This is a genomic window from Candidatus Blochmannia ocreatus (genome assembly GCF_023585745.1).
Taxonomy (GTDB): domain Bacteria; phylum Pseudomonadota; class Gammaproteobacteria; order Enterobacterales; family Enterobacteriaceae; genus Blochmanniella; species Blochmanniella ocreatus.
Genome location: NZ_CP097762.1, coordinates 63,228 through 81,953, shown reverse-complemented (window position 1 = coordinate 81,953; position 18,726 = coordinate 63,228). Strand labels below are relative to the sequence as shown.

The 18,726-nt window shown below is 26.9% G+C and carries 15 protein-coding genes; 1 reads left to right on the top strand and 14 read right to left on the bottom strand.

The genetic code is table 11. From position 1 onward, the window contains the following. The first annotated feature begins 188 nt into the window (after positions 1-188). Positions 189-734 carry an inorganic diphosphatase gene (ppa, locus tag M9405_RS00350; RefSeq protein ID WP_250223307.1) on the top strand — a complete coding sequence of 182 codons (546 nt, stop codon included), beginning with the start codon at positions 189-191 and terminating at the stop codon, positions 732-734. 88 nt (positions 735-822) lie between these two features. Here the strand turns inward: ppa and M9405_RS00345 are convergent, their stop codons facing one another. From M9405_RS00345 to tsaE, 14 genes are all read right to left on the bottom strand, one after another. After that, positions 823-4,587: a translocation/assembly module TamB domain-containing protein gene (locus tag M9405_RS00345; protein ID WP_250223306.1), complete on the bottom strand. Its 3,765-nt coding sequence runs from the start codon at positions 4,585-4,587 to the stop codon at positions 823-825. 62 nt (positions 4,588-4,649) lie between these two features. Next, the gene (locus M9405_RS00340) at positions 4,650-6,419 is read right to left on the bottom strand and encodes an autotransporter assembly complex protein TamA (RefSeq protein ID WP_250223305.1); all 1,770 of its coding nucleotides are present in this window, start codon (positions 6,417-6,419) and stop codon (positions 4,650-4,652) included. Between the two features lie 366 nt (positions 6,420-6,785). Continuing rightward, positions 6,786-7,556, bottom strand: a complete 771-nt coding sequence (cysQ, locus tag M9405_RS00335; protein ID WP_250223304.1) for a 3'(2'),5'-bisphosphate nucleotidase CysQ — start codon at positions 7,554-7,556, stop codon at positions 6,786-6,788. A gap of 239 nt (positions 7,557-7,795) precedes the next feature. Next, positions 7,796-8,266, bottom strand: coding sequence for a 50S ribosomal protein L9 (gene rplI, locus M9405_RS00330; RefSeq protein ID WP_250223303.1), 471 nt, complete (start codon positions 8,264-8,266; stop codon positions 7,796-7,798). A 50-nt stretch (positions 8,267-8,316) separates the two neighbouring features. Further along, positions 8,317-8,541, bottom strand: coding sequence for a 30S ribosomal protein S18 (gene rpsR / locus M9405_RS00325; protein WP_250223302.1), 225 nt, complete (start codon positions 8,539-8,541; stop codon positions 8,317-8,319). A gap of 207 nt (positions 8,542-8,748) precedes the next feature. Beyond that, the gene (rpsF, locus tag M9405_RS00320) at positions 8,749-9,105 is read right to left on the bottom strand and encodes a 30S ribosomal protein S6 (protein ID WP_250223301.1); all 357 of its coding nucleotides are present in this window, start codon (positions 9,103-9,105) and stop codon (positions 8,749-8,751) included. A gap of 149 nt (positions 9,106-9,254) precedes the next feature. Beyond that, positions 9,255-10,007 (bottom strand): 23S rRNA (guanosine(2251)-2'-O)-methyltransferase RlmB, encoded by a 753-nt coding sequence (gene rlmB / locus M9405_RS00315; protein ID WP_250223300.1) that lies wholly within the window; start codon positions 10,005-10,007, stop codon positions 9,255-9,257. A 277-nt stretch (positions 10,008-10,284) separates the two neighbouring features. Next, on the bottom strand, positions 10,285-11,583 hold the full coding sequence (locus M9405_RS00310) for an adenylosuccinate synthase (protein WP_250223299.1): 1,299 nt from the start codon (positions 11,581-11,583) through the stop codon (positions 10,285-10,287). Between the two features lie 119 nt (positions 11,584-11,702). Next, positions 11,703-12,725: a protease modulator HflC gene (hflC, locus tag M9405_RS00305; protein WP_250223298.1), complete on the bottom strand. Its 1,023-nt coding sequence runs from the start codon at positions 12,723-12,725 to the stop codon at positions 11,703-11,705. After that, positions 12,726-13,898: an FtsH protease activity modulator HflK gene (hflK, locus tag M9405_RS00300; RefSeq protein ID WP_423775039.1), complete on the bottom strand. Its 1,173-nt coding sequence runs from the start codon at positions 13,896-13,898 to the stop codon at positions 12,726-12,728. It abuts the gene before it with no gap. Positions 13,899-14,058: 160 nt separating this feature from the next. After that, positions 14,059-15,354, bottom strand: coding sequence for a ribosome rescue GTPase HflX (gene hflX / locus M9405_RS00295; RefSeq protein WP_284345870.1), 1,296 nt, complete (start codon positions 15,352-15,354; stop codon positions 14,059-14,061). A gap of 406 nt (positions 15,355-15,760) precedes the next feature. After that, the gene (gene miaA / locus M9405_RS00290; protein WP_250223296.1) at positions 15,761-16,717 is read right to left on the bottom strand and encodes a tRNA (adenosine(37)-N6)-dimethylallyltransferase MiaA; all 957 of its coding nucleotides are present in this window, start codon (positions 16,715-16,717) and stop codon (positions 15,761-15,763) included. A gap of 172 nt (positions 16,718-16,889) precedes the next feature. Further along, entirely contained in the window at positions 16,890-18,236 is a 1,347-nt protein-coding gene (locus M9405_RS00285) for an N-acetylmuramoyl-L-alanine amidase (RefSeq protein ID WP_250223295.1), read from the bottom strand. Continuing rightward, positions 18,215-18,703 (bottom strand): tRNA (adenosine(37)-N6)-threonylcarbamoyltransferase complex ATPase subunit type 1 TsaE, encoded by a 489-nt coding sequence (gene tsaE, locus M9405_RS00280; protein ID WP_250223294.1) that lies wholly within the window; start codon positions 18,701-18,703, stop codon positions 18,215-18,217. The genes M9405_RS00285 and tsaE overlap by 22 nt, the downstream gene beginning before the upstream one ends. Positions 18,704-18,726: the final 23 nt, after the last annotated feature.

The window sequence follows — 18,726 nt, the reverse complement described above, 5'->3', positions numbered from 1 at the left end:
TAGTTTAATTTTTACCCAAATTTTAAAAATTTTTTATTGCAGCTATCAACTTAAAAAATTATACTCTCTTTATATACATTAACATGGTATATCTAAAGTATATAAATTATACTATATCGATTTGGTGTTTATTAACATACAGATTTATACCAAAAATTTTACAATCATTTTATGAAATAGGAAAATAAATGTATTTAAATCAAATAAAATCGGGAAAAAATATTCCACATGATATATACGTTGTTGTTGAAATTCCTGCTAATTCCAGTCCCGTTAAATATGAAATTGATAAAAAAACAGGTGCTATTTTTGTTGATAGATTTTTATCTGTACCTATGTTCTATCCTTGCAATTACGGTTATATAAATCATACCTTAGCACTAGACGGTGATCCAGTAGATGCAATAGTACTTACTCCGTATCCCATTATTTCAGGTTGTATAATATTCTGTCGTCCTATAGGATTGTTAAATATGGTAGATGAATCCGGGGAAGACTCCAAAATCTTTGCTGTACCTCACGATAAAATATCACAACTTTATTCATCAATACAAGATATTGATGATTTACCAAACTTATTACTTGAACAAATTAACTATTTTTTTAAAAATTACAAAGCATTAGATTCTGAAAAATGGGTAAAAATCAAAAACTGGGAACATGCCAATACTGCTAAAAAAATAATTCTAGATGCTGCTGATCGTTTTAAAAAAGCTAACAATGTTATTATATAGTAGATTTACCCTATTATGTAATATCCTAAATTTAAAATTTTTATCGTTTGTTAATTTTAATAATACATTTAAACAATAAGATAAGATATTAAAATTCAAATTTATATAAAATATCAAATGCTTGGTTGTTGCCGGAAGTCATTTCTAAATAAAGTTTCGGGTATAAAAGATAACGCACAGTTACTATAGTTGACCAGTCAAAAATACTAATTCCGTATTTAAACTGTAACCCAGGAGCAATGTAACCACTTAATGCAATTAACGGATCAGAACCAATATTATGTGTATTCAATTTTAAATCTTTTACACCTAATATTTTGCCAATTTTATCAATAAATTTTTCACTATTTCTGACGCTTGCTCCAATTAATAAAGATGTTGCAATGTTTTCGTCCTTACCAAGGGGTACTGAATTTTTATCGCCAAGTAAATAAATAAATTTTTGAGATGAATACGATGAGGAATTAGAAAAAATCTCCAATTTTGGATTATTTAAAACACCAGTAATTCTAATACCAACAACAGTATTATCCCTAATATTTATATTAGATTGATCACAAATAGCTTCAATATCAAGATATGGTTGATCAATTAATCCAGAAAACAACAATTGTCCTTTCTTTATGATTAAATACTGTCCGTAAATTTGAAAATTACCAGATTTCATATACACTAAACCTGTTAAAGACAAACGATTTTTCTCATTAAATATAATTTTTATTTTACCTTTTAATTGCGCAGATACACCTAACCCATTGAAATACACTGTTTCACCAAGGCAAGTTGTAATATTACAAGTAACAGAAACTTTTAAATTATTAAAATTATTAATAATTGGTTGATCATGATCGTCTAATATAATCTCTTCTGAAGAAATTCTTGTTACATTTTTTACAGATTCTTTTATATTTACATAAGCCCAAGGAATATCAACGTTTCCTTGAACATGAATTTTTTTCGACGCCAATAAACATGTAATATCAGGAGAAATTTTTAACTTTATTTCTGGTGAAACACAAAAATTTATTTGCTCTCCTTTCATTCTTAATGAAATATTAATCTTATTGAAAGAATCAAAATTAAAAACATTACCATTTAAAGACAGTTTATCTCCATTGTCTGTGTATATTGCTCCATTAAATGTAGCGTGATCTCCTGAAAATTTAACAAATAATTGACTATGATTTATAATAAATGGTGTGGTAAATAGACTGAAGTTAATATTTTGCAATTGAGCAAAACCATTAATCATTAAATGATTCATATGTCTACTAAAACTAACATTTATATTTAATAATCCAGTAAAATTTATGGGTTTTTCTAAAACTATCAAAGAATTAAAGAAAGGTATTAAAGTAATACTTCTAATTTTTATATGCCCTGAAATATTAGATGTATTATTATTTATCGCTAAAAATCCATAATTTTCATCATTTTTATCAATATAATTAATCTGCCACGCAAAATATGATGTATCCTGTATCAATGTAACCTTTATAAATATACTAGGTATAACAGTGGTTTTATAAGACTGAATATTAGTATTCATCTGCAAATCTTTACCCGAAATTAAAATAGTACCTTTGGGTAATAAATCACCTAATATCCAAGAACACTCTGTGCATACAACATTAACACTCTGTATTTTTATTAATTCTGGAAATAAAATTTTTAATGGTGCTAAATTAATATTATTAAAAAATGTATCTATTTTATTTGTTATTTTATTTTTTAAGATATTAGGTATAGTAATATTACAATTTACAAACTCCCAATAATGGGAGCTTACAATAATCTTTCCTATCAAATACTGATAAGTAAATACAATATCTTTCATCAATTTCCACGTTCCTATTGGGGTAATAACGCTGGTTTTTTGAATCTTGCTACACCAAGTGTTATTAACAACATTTAAATTACCATATAACTGAATATCTCCAAATAATTTATCTCCACATATTTTCATATTAAAAAAATGCTTCTTCAAATTACCGTGGCCTTGCATGATAAATTTATACAAAAACATTGATCCATATTTTATATTATTTGCTTGTAAAAAAATCACACCCTGCATAAAAGACTTGTAAAAAATATTACCATTCAAAATTATAGTATTAATGCAAATATTTTTATTTAACCAATTTAAAAAAACCGTGTCAGTATTTAATGATAATTTTATATTCTTAATAGTTCCGTGTAATTTTAATCGTCCATTCATTTTTCCATTCAACTTAGAATTAAAAAAATTAAAATTTGATATTTTAAGTATAGTATTAAAAATTAAATGATTTTTTAAAGATTCATTTATTTCTAATGCACTATGTCCCCATTGAATTACTAATTTTTTAGTAGGAATTTTCCATAAACCATTAGAATTATTATATAATGAACCTATACATACAAGATGATTATTTTTTACAAATCCTTTAAGATCTACATTAGATATTGTTATCTCCCAAGCATTATTACACAAAAATCCTTGAGTTATAATTTGTCCTGATAACTGCACACGATCTTTTAACCAATTTGAAAACATACTGAATTTACTTAGTGTACATTTAATATCCCAATTAATAGTATTTGACCAATTAATTGCTCCAGTCATATGGAAATAACTATTTAATGTAGATATTCTACAATTGGAAATTGTACAATTATTAATATCACCTTGAGCATATAACATGATATTTGTCGATGACAAAAACTTGCTATTACATAGTTCTGATGTGACCTGCAAATAATAATTTTTCTTATTACCTTGTAAATAAAAATTAATTGTTTTTATGAACAAACGATTTTTCCTTAAATAAGGAAATGATATATTCTTTCCAATTATAGATATGCTTATTGGTATATTATTTTTTTTAATATTTGTTTGCAACAATACTTCTAATTCAGCAAGAAAATTTAAATAATTACACTTTATATAAATTGTTTTATATAATTCCCCTGTAATAATTAAATTTATTTTTTTTATATTTTTACTACTAATAATACTAAAATAATCAGTTCCATTTTTATATGGTATAAAATTTGTAATTATATCAATTGGATAATATTCTTTAAATTTTATATTACCTGACGTGTGAAACAATCCATTTATACAAAAAAAATGAAATTGTACATTCATGTCATATTGACAAAAACGCATTTGTAAATGTAAATCTCTAATAAGATAATTTTTTTTATTGATATTGTTAATATAAAATTTTTCTCCTTTTAAATCGCTAAGTACTATATTAAAAGGAATTTTTAAAATAGATAACGTTGATATACACTTATTCGATATAGATTCCAACAAGGACTGAATCACTGATTTATTAGTATATTGATGTATAGTTTTAATACTAGACTGCATTTGAGAAATATGTGTATTTGAAATATTTAAAATTGTTTCTGTAAAACATGTTGGAGATATGATTAATGATTTATTTTGAAACGATAGACTAGTACTTATTTTGTTAAATTGTAACATGATAATATCGGATATAATATGAACATTATGCAAAACCACATCATTTAGTGTTATAGGCAACGCAATAGACATAATATTATTATGTGTATTATTTGTTTGAGAATTATGAAATATAAAGTTATTTTTTTTTATCTTTATCAAAACATCTTTTAAATAAAGATGATTAATATATATCTTTTTATTCCATATATGTTTTATATTTATAGATATACTACATGTGCCTATATTAATAACACTAACTGATGTTCGGTATATAACATGCGTAATATTAAATTTACCCCAACTACCAGAAATAGTATCAAATGATAATCCAGGAATATAATAAGTAATGCTTTTAAAAATCAAATATGCTCCTATCTTAGTGCTTAATAAAAACACAAATATTCCCAATATTATCAATATACATAATAAGAAAATCATACAGATTTTCTTTATATAACTCATATATCTGATCCTAAACTGATATACAAATGCAGAAACTGATAATCTATTTTTTTTTCTTCTCTATTATGGAGCAATGGAGTCGCTATATCTAGCTTTATTGGGCCTACAGGCAGTTTCCAACGTATACCACAACCTATGCCAGCATTAAAATATTTTCGCTTAATACTATTGGCTATTTCTCCAGCATCTAAAAAAACAACACCCCAACACTGTTTCAGTATATGAAATTGATACTCCATTGTAGCAATAATTAATTTAATAATATTTTCTTCGATACATCTAACGTCATTTTTATATGAATACAAAGATCTATATTTATATCCACGAATTCCGTAATCCGTATTAGAAAATAATCGTAATACTGCAGCAGTAAATAAAAAATCTTTAGTATTTATCCAGGCCAAATTCCATTTAATTAAAAAACAATGTTTATCTAACACAGTTCTAACCCAGACATTCTTCGCTTGTATAGCAATAAAATTTATACGAGATTTCCAAAAATTATGCGATATATGCATCGCATAGTACTGACTATCTCCCCAATATGGATTTGCTCCGCCCCGTTTTCTAATACGATAAATATTAACACCAGGATAAATTAATATTTTTTTGTTCATTTTACCATCTTCAAAACAGTTATTAAAATACCAATGTATATTAACAGAACTATTCCAATGATTAGAAAATTTCCAGTAACGAGCTATATTGGCATTAATAATACTAGATGGAGCATTATTTAAACCCATATGTACAATGCCGCTTTGCAATAAATAATACTGCTCTAATGGATCACAAAAAATGGGAATTTTATAATTTAAATCTAAAACTTGCTCTACCGCAGATAAACTAAAATTAGTTTCTAAACTATGACCAAAAGAATTAATCCATGGTTTTTTCCAAATTATTTTAGCTCTTAGACCTGTATCAATAGTATAACCAAACCCAGTTTCAAAGATATTTTTAAGACTGGGATCCAACAAAATACTTAATATTATTTTTTTTTTTTGCAAATGTTGCTCATCTGAAGAAATTGATATTGATTCAAACCAATTAGTAGAAGATAAGCGACGGTTTAACTCCATAATAGATGCTGCGCTGTAATAATTACCTGGGATTATATTAGAAATTTTTCTTAAGTACTTTTCTTTAATTTGATTGCCTTGAAATTGAATGTCTTCAAAGAAATAACGCGGTCCGCTATAAAAATTTATATTCCAAATACTCTTATAGTGGGAAGGAATAACTATTAATTGGCTATGTTGAAAATTTGCATCAAAATATCCTTTAAATAGAGCTAAATTGTAAATTTTATTTTTTAGTTGTTCATAGTCATCATGATTCAAAATTTTTCCAACAAAAAATTGACTATCTTTTATTATTTTTTGATAATCAACGTCCTGTTTTCCTGCTCCATATATAGAAATATTAACATCAGTAATAATAATTGGCATATTAGGCTGAATTTTAATAATTAAAGTCTCTGGTTCCTGATGTAATGACTTTAACAAAACAAAACTTACTGAAGGTGAATAATAACCTAAAGGACGCAGACTTAATCTAACTAAATTTTCTAATTCTTTTTTTAATTTTTCATCTACATATTTTATTGGAGTATCAATTTCAGATAATTTTTTACATACATTATAATATAATGTGCTATTCAACCCTTCTACTCGTAATTGCGTGTTTCCATTACATAGAAACGGAATAAAATAACAAATTACAACACAAAATCTACCAATTAAGTATCTTTTAAGATGATTCAATATAAATGGGTTTTTAAATAGATTAAAATTAAATGAAAATCTTTCATATGATATCATATATATAAAAATATATCACATCACACTAAAATAGTCCCTGTCTTAAAAAAACATTTACTTTAAGTTTTTTTAAAATAGCTACATTAATAATTATAATTACTATAATCAATAAATTTGTATAAAGTATATCCAATCTTTTCTAAATAAAAATGTTTAATTATTGTCAAACACAGTTAATATATTGAAATATATTACACGAAATCTGGTTGAATAACCATATCAAAATTATTCATACATAATAAATATGGATTTTTAATACTAAAGATTTCAAAAAGACTCATATTATTTTATGATATAAAATAACTTAAATTATATTATATAACTTGAACGTAATGAAACGTGAAAACCCGGATTTAAAAAAGACTGACGTAAATTTTTATAATGCAGTGGATTACCATTCCAATCATTAATCACAGCCCCAGCCATTTCCGCAATTACATGTCCAGCGGCTGTATCCCAAATTTTGGTATGGGAAAACCTCGGATAAAACTGAGCATATCCTTCTGCTATTAAACAAAACTTAAAAGATGAACCAATATAAAAAATCTTATAATCTTTAAATTTCTTAAAATAATTATAAATTTTATGTTGATTATAACTATCATGACTGCGGCTCATTACTATAATTGGAGAATGAGACACACGTACTGAAATATTGATACAATTTCCTTTTTTGTCTATTTTCCATGCTGTACCGTTATCTGCAGCATATAAAACATCATATATAGGTAAATATACAACCCCCATGGTAGGTGCACCATGTTCTATAAGTGCAATATTTACAGTAAATTCACCGTTTCTGGACAAAAATTCTTTAGTTCCGTCTAATGGATCTATTAACCAATAACAATGTTTATCTCTACATTCTTTCCAATTTGTACTATCTTCTTCTGATAATATAGGCACATCTGGTGTTAAACGACGCAAAGCACCTATAATAATATTATGGGACAATAAATCAGCGCATGTTACAGGAGACATATCAAATTTTTTAAATATACTTAATTTTAAGTTTCCATTATAAATTTTCATAATTTCTGATCCTGCTATACGTGCAATACCACTTATTTTCTGAACCATTTTACAATACAGGATCATTTCAACTGCCTATGAATTTAAATTGTATTAATAAAACTCTTATAATTTTTTTTAAATCGTACATATTTGTCACATAACATATTCTGCAATAATAAATAAACGACACTTATCATGAAAAACAATCATTTTGTATTAAATACTAATGCACCCGATTAAAAATTAAAAAAGCTATATTTAGAATACTCTATTATTTTAATATTACTTAAATAGTATTTAAATAATTATTTAATCTCAGAAGCTTTCTTAATAATTATAACGTTTAATGAAACAAAAATCTCTTTATAAATATGGATTTTTACACAATGTGTGCCAATTGTCCTCAACACGCTGTGATTAGGTAATCTAACTTGAGATCTAGAAATTTTAAAACCAGAAACTTTTGTAATTTCAATGGCGATATCCCTCGCTCCAACAGAACCAAATAATTTACCTTCTATTCCAGATGTAGCTTGAATAATAATGCTGCCTAATTGCTTTAAAGTATTTTCACATAACTTCGCTTTCTCTTTTGATGCTGCTATATAATCTCGTGAAGCAACCTGCTGAGCTTTAAAAATTTCTATGTTCTTTTTTGTAGCCAATATTGCTTGATTATTTGGTATCAGAAAATTTCTGGCATATCCAGATTTTACTGTAACTTCATCACCTATTTTCCCAAGTTTATCAACATTATTTAATAAAATAATGCGCATTTTCATTTTCCTTATAATGCAAAAAATCACTATTCTAGTATACAGAATAATCAATGACGATCAGTATATGGTATTAAAGACAAATAACGTGCTCTTTTTACAGCACGAGCAAGCTGTCGTTGAAATTTAGATTTCGTCCCAGTAATCCTGCTAGGAATAATTTTTCCACTTTCTATAATAGAATGTTGTATAGAAACAAGATCTTTATAATCTATACTCACACATTTATCTGCTGTAAAACGACAAAACTTACGATGACGCGTAAAACGACCCATAATAATTTTCACCTATTTATTTTATAAATCTATATAACATATTATTAACTTCTAAAAATGATATATGGAACAATTATACTAATTAACATATATACACTTTCTTTATAATATAAATACATAAATTTCATTAATAATTATTTTATAATCACACATTAAAATATATTAAATTTCTCATAGTAACATACTTATATAATAAAATATATATCATTATATTTTAATACTATGATCTGCTGTAATATCTTCTTTCTTTTGCATCATAAAAGAAGAGCCAGTAACTGCATATTTAGTTCGGATGATCATACTGCGCAATATAGCATCATTAAATCGAAAAATACTATATAACTCTGCAATAACTTCTGATTTAGGCACAGATATATTCATTAATAAATAATATGCTTTATGTTGTTTTTTGATAGAATATGCTAATTGCCGACGCCCCCAGTTTTCTATACGACATACTGTTCCTGATTTGCCAGTTACTATATTTTTATAATGATCAATCATATTAGATATTTGCTCATTGTAATCAGGATGTACTAACAACACTATTTCATAATGACGCATTTTAATTTCCTTTATATTAAAATCTTTTACATAAAAGTAATTTATTATATACAAAATATTTTGTAAACTACTTTAAATTCCTTTAAATATTGATTTTTGTAAACCTTTTATTCAAACGCAATTAACATTGCGCACAAAATTTTGTTACATTATAAAAATTCCTTATATAATTTACGTTGTCTTAACGCCTCAAATAAACATATTCCTGTAGCGACTGAAACATTTAACGATTTAGTTAATCCCATCATTGGTATACTAATTAATGCATTACAATTTTTCTTAGTTAAACGACGCATTCCGTATCCTTCAGAACCCATAACAAATGCTAATGGACCAATCAAATTGGTATCAAAAACAAAACGTTTAGATGTAATTTCAGTTCCAATAACACAAATATCATGTTTTTGTAATAATTTTAGCGTCCTACTTAAATTAGTTACCGGCATAAATGGCACATGGTCTGCGGCGCCGCTCGCAACTTTCCTGACCGTAGCATTAATATTTACGGAATGATTACGAGGCACAATTACTATATGAACTCCAGCGGCTCCAGCGGATCTTAAACAAGCTCCCAAATTATGGGGGTCAGTGATTCTATCTAATACTAATAATAATGGCGGAGTTTTACATTGCATTAAAAAATTAGATAAATTATTTTCTCGCATATAAGAATACCGATTTATTTTCGCTATAATACCTTGATGTGAGTCATGACCTGCTTGATAATTTATTTTTTTACGATTACATTCATAAATGTTAATTTTATTTTTTTTTATTTGCTCTATTAATAATTTTACACGCTTATCTTTATGTCTACACATAACATACACACATAAAATCTGTTTCGGATGATTATCTAACATAGATTGTATTGCATGTATACCGTATATCAAATCATACATATCACTAACACAGTGGCTATAATTAGCATTATAATTAATTAATCGATTATTAAAAATTTTAAATATTCCTGTAATAAATATCTAAAAATACCATTAAAATAAATTTTTGTATCATTTCATTTATAAAATTGAAAACACTTGAAAATTACTAATTTTAGTTATATAAAATTATCTATTTATAAGATAGATAAAACATATAAATATAATAAAACACTAAATATGCTATAAATTTATTTTCTTAATTTAATTTTGTTAATTAAATTACTACCGTTTCTTATTAAAGAAATGGATTACATAACACTATTGTTTCAAAACGTTTTACTCCAGTTGAAATAATATTTATGGGAATCCCAATAATTTTCTCTATACGTTTAATATAAAATTGTGTTTCTTTAGGAAGCTGAAAGAAATCTAAAACACCTGCAGTATTTTTATTCCATCCAGGTAAAATTTCATATATAGGCTCTAAATTATCCAATTCATCTATAAAATTAGGAAAGTTATATATCAAGTCCCCATTTTTTTTGCGATAAGCAATACAAATCTTTATTTCCTTTAAATCGTCTAAAACATCAATTTTCGTTAAACAACATGCAGAAAAAGAGTTAATTCTTATAGAATATCGTACTGCTACCGCATCAAACCAACCAATTCTACGTTGTCTTCCGGTAGTTGATCCAAATTCATTACCTTTAGTGCATAATAGAGCTCCTATTTCATCAAATAATTCTGTAGGCAACGGTCCATTGCCAACCCGTGTTGTATATGCTTTCACTACACCTAAAACATAATTAACACGACGCGCGAGACCAATACCTGACCCAATACTCGCGCTACCTGAAACTGTATTCGTTGCAGTAACATAAGGATATGTACCATGATCTACATCTAACAAACTGCCTTGCGCTCCTTCAAATATTATAGACTTTTCTTGTCGCAAAGCATTGTCCAAAATATCTGATATATCACTGACCATACCAAGTAATACATTAGCGATAGGCAACACTTCATTTAAAACTTCATAATAATCAATAGGTTCTTTCTTATAATAAGAAACTAATTGAAAATTATAATAACCTACAATATCTTGTAGTTTACTTGTAAAATTTTTTATATTGTATAAATCTCCTACTCGTAACGCGCGTCGCGATATTTTATCTTCATAAGCTGGACCAATCCCACATCCAGTAGTCCCAACAACCTTAAAAATTTTTGAGTTTTCTCGAGCTACATCCATTGCAACATGATAAGATAATAATAACGGACAAGATGCAGAAATAAACACACGTCTGTGTGTAGATACATTTATTTTTTTTAATATTTCTATTTCTTTCATCAATACAACTGGCGATAAAACAACTCCATTACCAATAATAGCTGTAATATGCTGATGTAAAATTCCAGAAGGAATTAAATGTAACGTGATTGTTTTTGAACCTGTTTCAATAGTATGACCAGCGTTGTGCCCACCTTGGTAACGTACTACATATTGCACATAAGGAGCTAAGAAATCAATTATTTTACCTTTACCTTCATCACCCCATTGAGCGCCTAATATAACAATGCTTTTCCCCATTCTCAAATTACCACCTATTTATTATTAATAAATATATAACTAAATAACATTATGTATAAATGCACAATAATATTCACTATTATATAACTTAATACAACTTAACTAACTGTAATCAATAATTAATGCGCAGTAAATTTTTTTGGTGACTTCATAAAACGTAGAAAATCAGACTCTTCATTTAATATAATAAGATCATCATTAGTTTTTTTAAAACTATTTTCATAGGCCCTTAAAGTTCTTATTAAGATATAAAATGATGGATCTTCGTTAAAAGTAGTAGCATATAATCTAGCAGTTTCTGCATCAGCTTCACCACGAATAATTAAAGACTGACGTTTAGCTTCAGCTAAAGTACGTGTTACTTCATAATCAGCAGTAGCACGTAACTTTTCTGCTTCTTCCCTACCTTGCGACCTATGACGCCTAGCTACAGCATCACGTTCTGCACGCATGCGTTGGTAAATTGCATCAGATACCTCGGTGGGTAAATTAATTTGCTTAATACGTACATCTACTATTTCTATTCCTAAAGCTGCCATACTATTTGGATTAAAACTATTAGAAATATAATAATCTTTATGAATCGAAGCATTATTCATCGATTGATAACAATTAATTTTTTTTATATTACTAAATTGAAAATCCATCGATTCTTCACCTGAAGTCCCATTATTTAGTGATTCACGCACATCTGCCATTAACTTATTTCTAGAATCAGTTACAATGCCTTGTACATTAAGTCTCCCTAATTCCGAGCGCAACCTATCAGAAAACTTTCTTTTTATTAATACTTCTGCTTGAGAAGTATCGCCACCACCAGTTGCTAAATAATAGCGACTTAAATCACTAATACGCCATTTAATATAAGAATCAATAATTAAATCCTTTTTTTCCATAGTAACAAACCGATCTGCTTGATTTTCCATGGTTTGAATACGTGAATCCAATATTTTTACTGTTTCAATAAATGGAATTTTGATATGTAATCCGGGATTGCATATTAATGGTTTATTATCCGTATCACGTAATACTTTGCCAAAACGTAATATAATACCCTTATGACCTTCTTTTATAGTAAATAAAGAAAACAATAACAATGTTATTACGCATATTATAATGCATGAAAAAATATTTCGTATCATTTACTCTCTCCCTTTTCGCATAATATCAACACGCTGTGTATTAGCTTGTCTTTGATCTAATACTTTTTCTTTAGATACACTGCTATGACCCATAGTTTTTTGAGATAAATGAGAATTATTACGTGACACTAATTTTAAATTATTAGAATCTCTAATCGCATTTGTTAAATTTGAATTATTAACATGATTAAATTGATCAAATTTATTAGAATATTTAACAATATCATCTTTATTTGTTATTTTTTTTGTTTTTTCATAAGGTAATATGAACATATTTTGTATATTTTTTGAACTTAAAACCATTTTTTTTGTATTACTTAACACTCGTTCCATAGAATTTATATATAATCTTTCCCGAGTAATGTCTGGCGCTAACCTATATTCTGGTAAGATTTTTAAAAATCTTTGAACTTCTCCCTGAGCTTCTAAGATAGTACGTGCTTTATACGCCCTACCCTCTTCTAAAATACGTTGTGCTTGTCCATTGGCTCTCGGTTGTACTTCATTAGCGTATGCTTCAGCTTCACGAATATATTGTTGTTCATTTTCCCTTGCAGCAATAGCATCATCAAAAGCTGCTTTTACCTCTTCTGGGGGTCGAGCCGTTTGAAAGTTTACATCTAACAAAGTAATCCCCATATTATATGGATATATTGTTTTTTCTAATATTCTTCGGGTATCACTACGTATCACTGTACGTCCTTCAGTTAATATACGATCCATATTATATTTCCCAATAACACCGCGTAAAGCACTATCAGTAGCTTGACGTAAGCTATCATCAGCATCAGTTACATTAAATAAATAATTTTTTGGATCTGTAACACGATACTGTACGTTCATTTCTACTCTTACTACATTTTCATCTGAAGTTAACATTACTCCGGACGCTGCTAATTCGCGCACTGATTCCACGTTTACAGGAATAATAATATCAAAAAAAGTAGGCTTCCAATTTAAACCTGGCTTCACCAAATGATGATATTTTCCAAATCTTAACACAACCCCACGTTCTGCCTCTTTTATAGTATACAAGCCACTAAAAAGCCATACTAAAATAACTATTGACAATACTAAAGCTATAAAAAATTTTTTATTTTGAGGCAAATGTTCTGTATTTTTATTACTAAATATATTATTTTTTTTATTAAAAAACTTTTCTATGTCAAACATATTAAACTACATCTCTCTTATTTTTAGCTAAAATTAGCTACTATTATTTTAATGGTTACTATGATTGCATACATTAGAAATATAGTAATGATCATTATATAATAACCAGATATATATTGTTTTCATACAAAAACAATACATAACTATTATGGTGTACATTTTAAATGCTTTCAATAATATAATTTGTTAAAAATTTATTTTTTTTTAATAAACGTTGCCAATAAACAGAAGACACACATATCTTGATTCGAACAAAACTCGAGTTTTCAATACCAAACTCCTGTACAACCTGAGATTTACATAATTTTTGAAATAAATTACTACTGATAGGTATTCTTAAACAATAAGATACTATCTTATCCGATAATAATTCGCTAAGAGCCTGCATTAATAAATATATACCTACATCTTCTTTAGAAGATATCCATACACGTATTGGCCGTTCATTATAATCACGATCAATACGTGGTGTTATCTGCGGTAATTGATCTATTTTATTCATTACTAAAAGTGTTTGTATATTATGCGCATTTATACTATTCAATATACAACTTACCGAATCTATATGTTGTTCAAATCTCGAATTAGTTACATCTACTATATGCAATAACAACGTAGATTCTATTGTTTCCTGTAAAGTAGTTTTAAAAGCGGGTATTAAATCTTTCGGTAAATCTTGAATAAAACCCACTGTGTCTATTAACAAAATATTAGAATTATTACCGTATACAACACGTCTACATGTAGGATCAAGAGTAGAAAACAATTTTTGTTCTGTATAAATATTTGATTTAGTCAATAAATTAAATAAAGTGGACTTACCAGCGTTTGTATATCCTACTAAAGAAATAGTAGGTATTCCGATTTTTAATCGGTGTCTTCTGCTTTGTTCACGTTGATTTTCTATTTTTTTTAAACGCAATAAAATTCGAATTATTTCTTTACGTAATAAACGACGATCATTTTCCAACTGCATTTCACCGGATCCTCCTCTTAATCCGATTCCACCTCTTTGACGTTCAAGATGACTCCATTCATGTACTAATCGAGAATTTAAATAACGTAATTGTGCCAACCTTACTTGTAATTTGCCTTCATATGTACGAGCATGTTTAGCAAATATACTAAGAATAAGTTGATTTCTATCAATTATTTTGCATTGTAATAAAAATGTTAGATTACGTTCCTGATGAGGAAATAAAATACAATTAAACAACACTATAGACACAGAACTATCTTTAACCATTTTTTTTAATTCTAATGCTTTTCCAGTTCCTATAAAATATTTAGGATAACAAACTTTAGAAGTACTAACTAAAGTATTTAATATCCGAATATTATTTGTATACGCTAAAGATAAAAACTCCTGTAAACTATAATCTATATCTTCTGTTTTTTTTGCAAAAAATGTGTGCACTAATATGGCCTGTTTATTAGATAAATCAAAATTATACAAAAATAAGCACTCCAAATTATAATTCAATAACGCACTAGTTTAAAATATTAAAGTTTAATAAACTAAAACATAAAATTTTTAAAATTATTAAAAATCCTATCACTAGGATAACTAATATGAGATATACAAAAAAATAAAATTTATGAAAAAATTTTTTAAAAACGTATCTGTAATAGATATGTTCTGTTGTACTACTGAATATAAAAAATTATTTGGTATAATTTTATTTTTTTTTAAATCCTACTTTATATTAAATAAAGACTGAAATATTTCCTTGAATAATCTTTAAGTCTAATAATAATTAATTTCAGTACGTTATTTAATATTTTTAAAAAAATTTAAGCATAGCACTAAATCATATTAATAAATTATTTATCTTACAAAAATATCTTCATATCTGATAAAATCAGACTATTTTTTTTTGAACAACTTTACAAATACTATCAGTAGCAGCAGATAAACAATTATTATTTAATATATGTAAATTTGACCAATTACGTAACCAAGTCAACTGATGTTTAGCTAATCTTCTAGAAGCATAAATACTTTTATATATCATTTGATTATAGTCAATTTTTCCAGATAAATATTCCCACATTTGACGATAACCAATACAAGACATAGATGAAGGTAATGTATTGCCTTTTGTTTTATATAAATTAATACGATTAAATAAGGTGTATACTTCCTTTTCCAATCCAATTTCTAACATTTTATAAAAACGTTTTTCAATTCTTTCATTCAAAATATTTTTATTTGTAGGTATAATAGCAAATTGATATATTTTGTGTTCTAATTTTTTACCAGGAGTACTTTTCCATTCCGTCCATGTTTTGCCAGAAACAAAAAAAATTTCTAATGCTCTAATTATTCTTTTATGATCATTAAAATGAATTTTGCTAGCAGCAATAGGATCAATACGATTTAATAAATTAAATACGTATATCCATCCAGATTTTTGCGCCTCATACTCTAAATCATTGCGAATTTTTTTATTGGTTGATGGTAAAAAAAATAAACCTTCTAAAAAAACTTTGAAATATAACATCGTTCCACCTACTAAAAAAGGTATACGTCCAGATTTTATTATCTTTTCTATCTCATAATTTACATCATAATAAAAATCTGCTACCGAATAATCTTCGGATGGATCACGAATATCTATTAAACTATGTGGTGCTAATTTTAACTCTTCTGGCGCAGGTTTAGCTGTTCCAATATTCATACCACGATATACTAAAGCTGAATCAACACTAATAATATCTATATTTATTAGATTATATTTTTTTAAATTTATAGCTAATTTTGTCTTACCTGATGCTGTAGGACCCATTAACATCAAAATTAATGCTGAAACAGACATATTATACAAACCTAGAAATATCAACCACTAATAAATAAAAAAATTTAAAATTACTTCATAAAAATAAAACATTATATCAATGATTTTACCAAAAATTAAATTTACTTTTATATAAAAGTATTTACGCAATCGTTGCACAAGTTACTTTTTAGAAAAAATTTTTTGATATTCTTTAACTAGCAGTAATATATGTATTTTTATTATATGTACTACATGTAGGTACATTTTTTTTAGATGTATAAAAATAATTTTTCAATCCTTTATAAAGAGCATTAGCAATTTTAGCTTGATATTTACTATTGACTAATAAACGAGCTTCTTTTAAATTACTAATAAAACCGGTTTCCACTAAAATAGATGGAATATCAGGAGAGCGTAACACGCCAAAATTAGAATGTACTGGAAGTTTTTTATGTAAACCAGTAATAGTTTTTAACTGATACAATACTTCTAATGCTAGATCATATCCTACTTGCTGAGCATAACTAAACTGTACATCCAATATCAAATGATTAAAATATGGATAATTACTATAATTAGTAAGAACATCTCCTAACCCGCCTAATAATTCAGAGTATTTTTCTCTGCATTTCAACCAATTCATCATTTCACTTTTAGCTCGACTATCTGATAAAACCCATACTGATGCTCCATGAGCCGTTGTGTTTTTAGCAGCGTCCGCATGAATAGAAATTAACACATTTGCTAATTTTTTTCTAGCTATATCTGCACGTTCTTTAACTGAGATAAAATAATCTCCATCACGAATCATAACCGCTTTAAATTTAGGATCTGCATCTAATAAAGCTTTAAGTTTTCCTGCTATACCAAAAGTAATATTTTTTTCATATATTCGGTGTATACTAGTAGCGCCCGGATCTTGACCACCATGCCCGGCATCAATTGCCACTACTATAGGGCAGACTGAAAGTTTTTTTTTATAATTTTTAGTGATATTGTTATACTCAATATTCGTATATTGCTTTTGATGTTTCACAGATTTTGCATCTAATTTAGAACCAGTTTTACTATTATTTTTTATAATAGGCGATGAAACTTTCAAACATGTTTTAGAATCGCCAGATGTTTGTTGTTTTAAAATCTTTAACATAAGACGATAATGTTCTTTTATTTTTTTTTGTTGAATTGTTTCAATACAGGCAGGATAAGTTAGATCTAATACTATTCGTGTAATATCAAAATTATTAACCGTATTTGTCCTAACACATTTAATTAAATTAGTACCATTAAAATACATCGGAAACATATTTTTTTCAAGATTTAATTTCTTTGATAAATCAATCACTATTCTTTCTGGTTTATGTAAAGGGAATAATACATATCCCGGAGGAGATAATCTGGAATAATCCAATATTACTATAGCTTGAGTTGCGCAATTTATTATCGCAATAGCATTAAGATTAGATGCAGATATTGATTCAATACATAAAAAGTTTAATAAAAATAAAATTAAATAAATAATTTCGTATTTTAATTTTACGTATATAATTTCCAACATTTTAGAAAAGCATCTAATATCTCATCCCCTAATGCACTACCAGATCTCATAGTAATTTTTCTAGACTCCTTGAGATCAAAATAATTTATTGTTAGCATAACATCTGCTTTTGGTATAACACTTTCTAGCATTTTTTTGGGCCATTCTATTAAACATATAGTGTTATTATTAAAGTATTCTTCAATCCCTATACATTCAACTTCTTCAGAAGAAGTTAACCGATAAAAATCAAAATGACACACATATTTATTAGTGAATAAATAAGACTGAATCAAATTATATGTTGGACTATTTATATGACCAGTATATCCTAATTTCCGCAAAAATCCTTTACATATAACTGACTTCCCTACTCCTATATGACCATGTAAATAAATAATGCATCCTATTTTACAAACTGTCGCTAAAATAGCTCCTAATAACAATGTCTCATGAACATAAGACACAATCAACTCACAACTTTTCATATTTTATATGAATATAGAAATAT

Excerpts from the sequence above, each read along its gene's own strand:
- M9405_RS00285 (WP_250223295.1), bottom strand. The coding sequence starts at position 18,236 with ATGTTGGAAATTATATACGTAAAATTAAAATACGAAATTATTTATTTA.
- rpsR (WP_250223302.1), bottom strand. The coding sequence starts at position 8,541 with ATGGGTCGTTTTACGCGTCATCGTAAGTTTTGTCGTTTTACAGCAGAT.
- rpsF (WP_250223301.1), bottom strand. The coding sequence starts at position 9,105 with ATGCGTCATTATGAAATAGTGTTGTTAGTACATCCTGATTACAATGAG.
- M9405_RS00310 (WP_250223299.1), bottom strand. The coding sequence starts at position 11,583 with ATGGGGAAAAGCATTGTTATATTAGGCGCTCAATGGGGTGATGAAGGT.
- ppa (WP_250223307.1), top strand. The coding sequence starts at position 189 with ATGTATTTAAATCAAATAAAATCGGGAAAAAATATTCCACATGATATA.
- cysQ (WP_250223304.1), bottom strand. The coding sequence starts at position 7,556 with ATGGTTCAGAAAATAAGTGGTATTGCACGTATAGCAGGATCAGAAATT.
- tsaE (WP_250223294.1), bottom strand. The coding sequence starts at position 18,703 with ATGAAAAGTTGTGAGTTGATTGTGTCTTATGTTCATGAGACATTGTTA.
- rlmB (WP_250223300.1), bottom strand. The coding sequence starts at position 10,007 with ATGTATGATTTGATATACGGTATACATGCAATACAATCTATGTTAGAT.
- hflC (WP_250223298.1), bottom strand. The coding sequence starts at position 12,725 with ATGATACGAAATATTTTTTCATGCATTATAATATGCGTAATAACATTG.
- miaA (WP_250223296.1), bottom strand. The coding sequence starts at position 16,717 with ATGTCTGTTTCAGCATTAATTTTGATGTTAATGGGTCCTACAGCATCA.
- hflK (WP_423775039.1), bottom strand. The coding sequence starts at position 13,898 with ATGTTTGACATAGAAAAGTTTTTTAATAAAAAAAATAATATATTTAGT.
- rplI (WP_250223303.1), bottom strand. The coding sequence starts at position 8,266 with ATGCGCATTATTTTATTAAATAATGTTGATAAACTTGGGAAAATAGGT.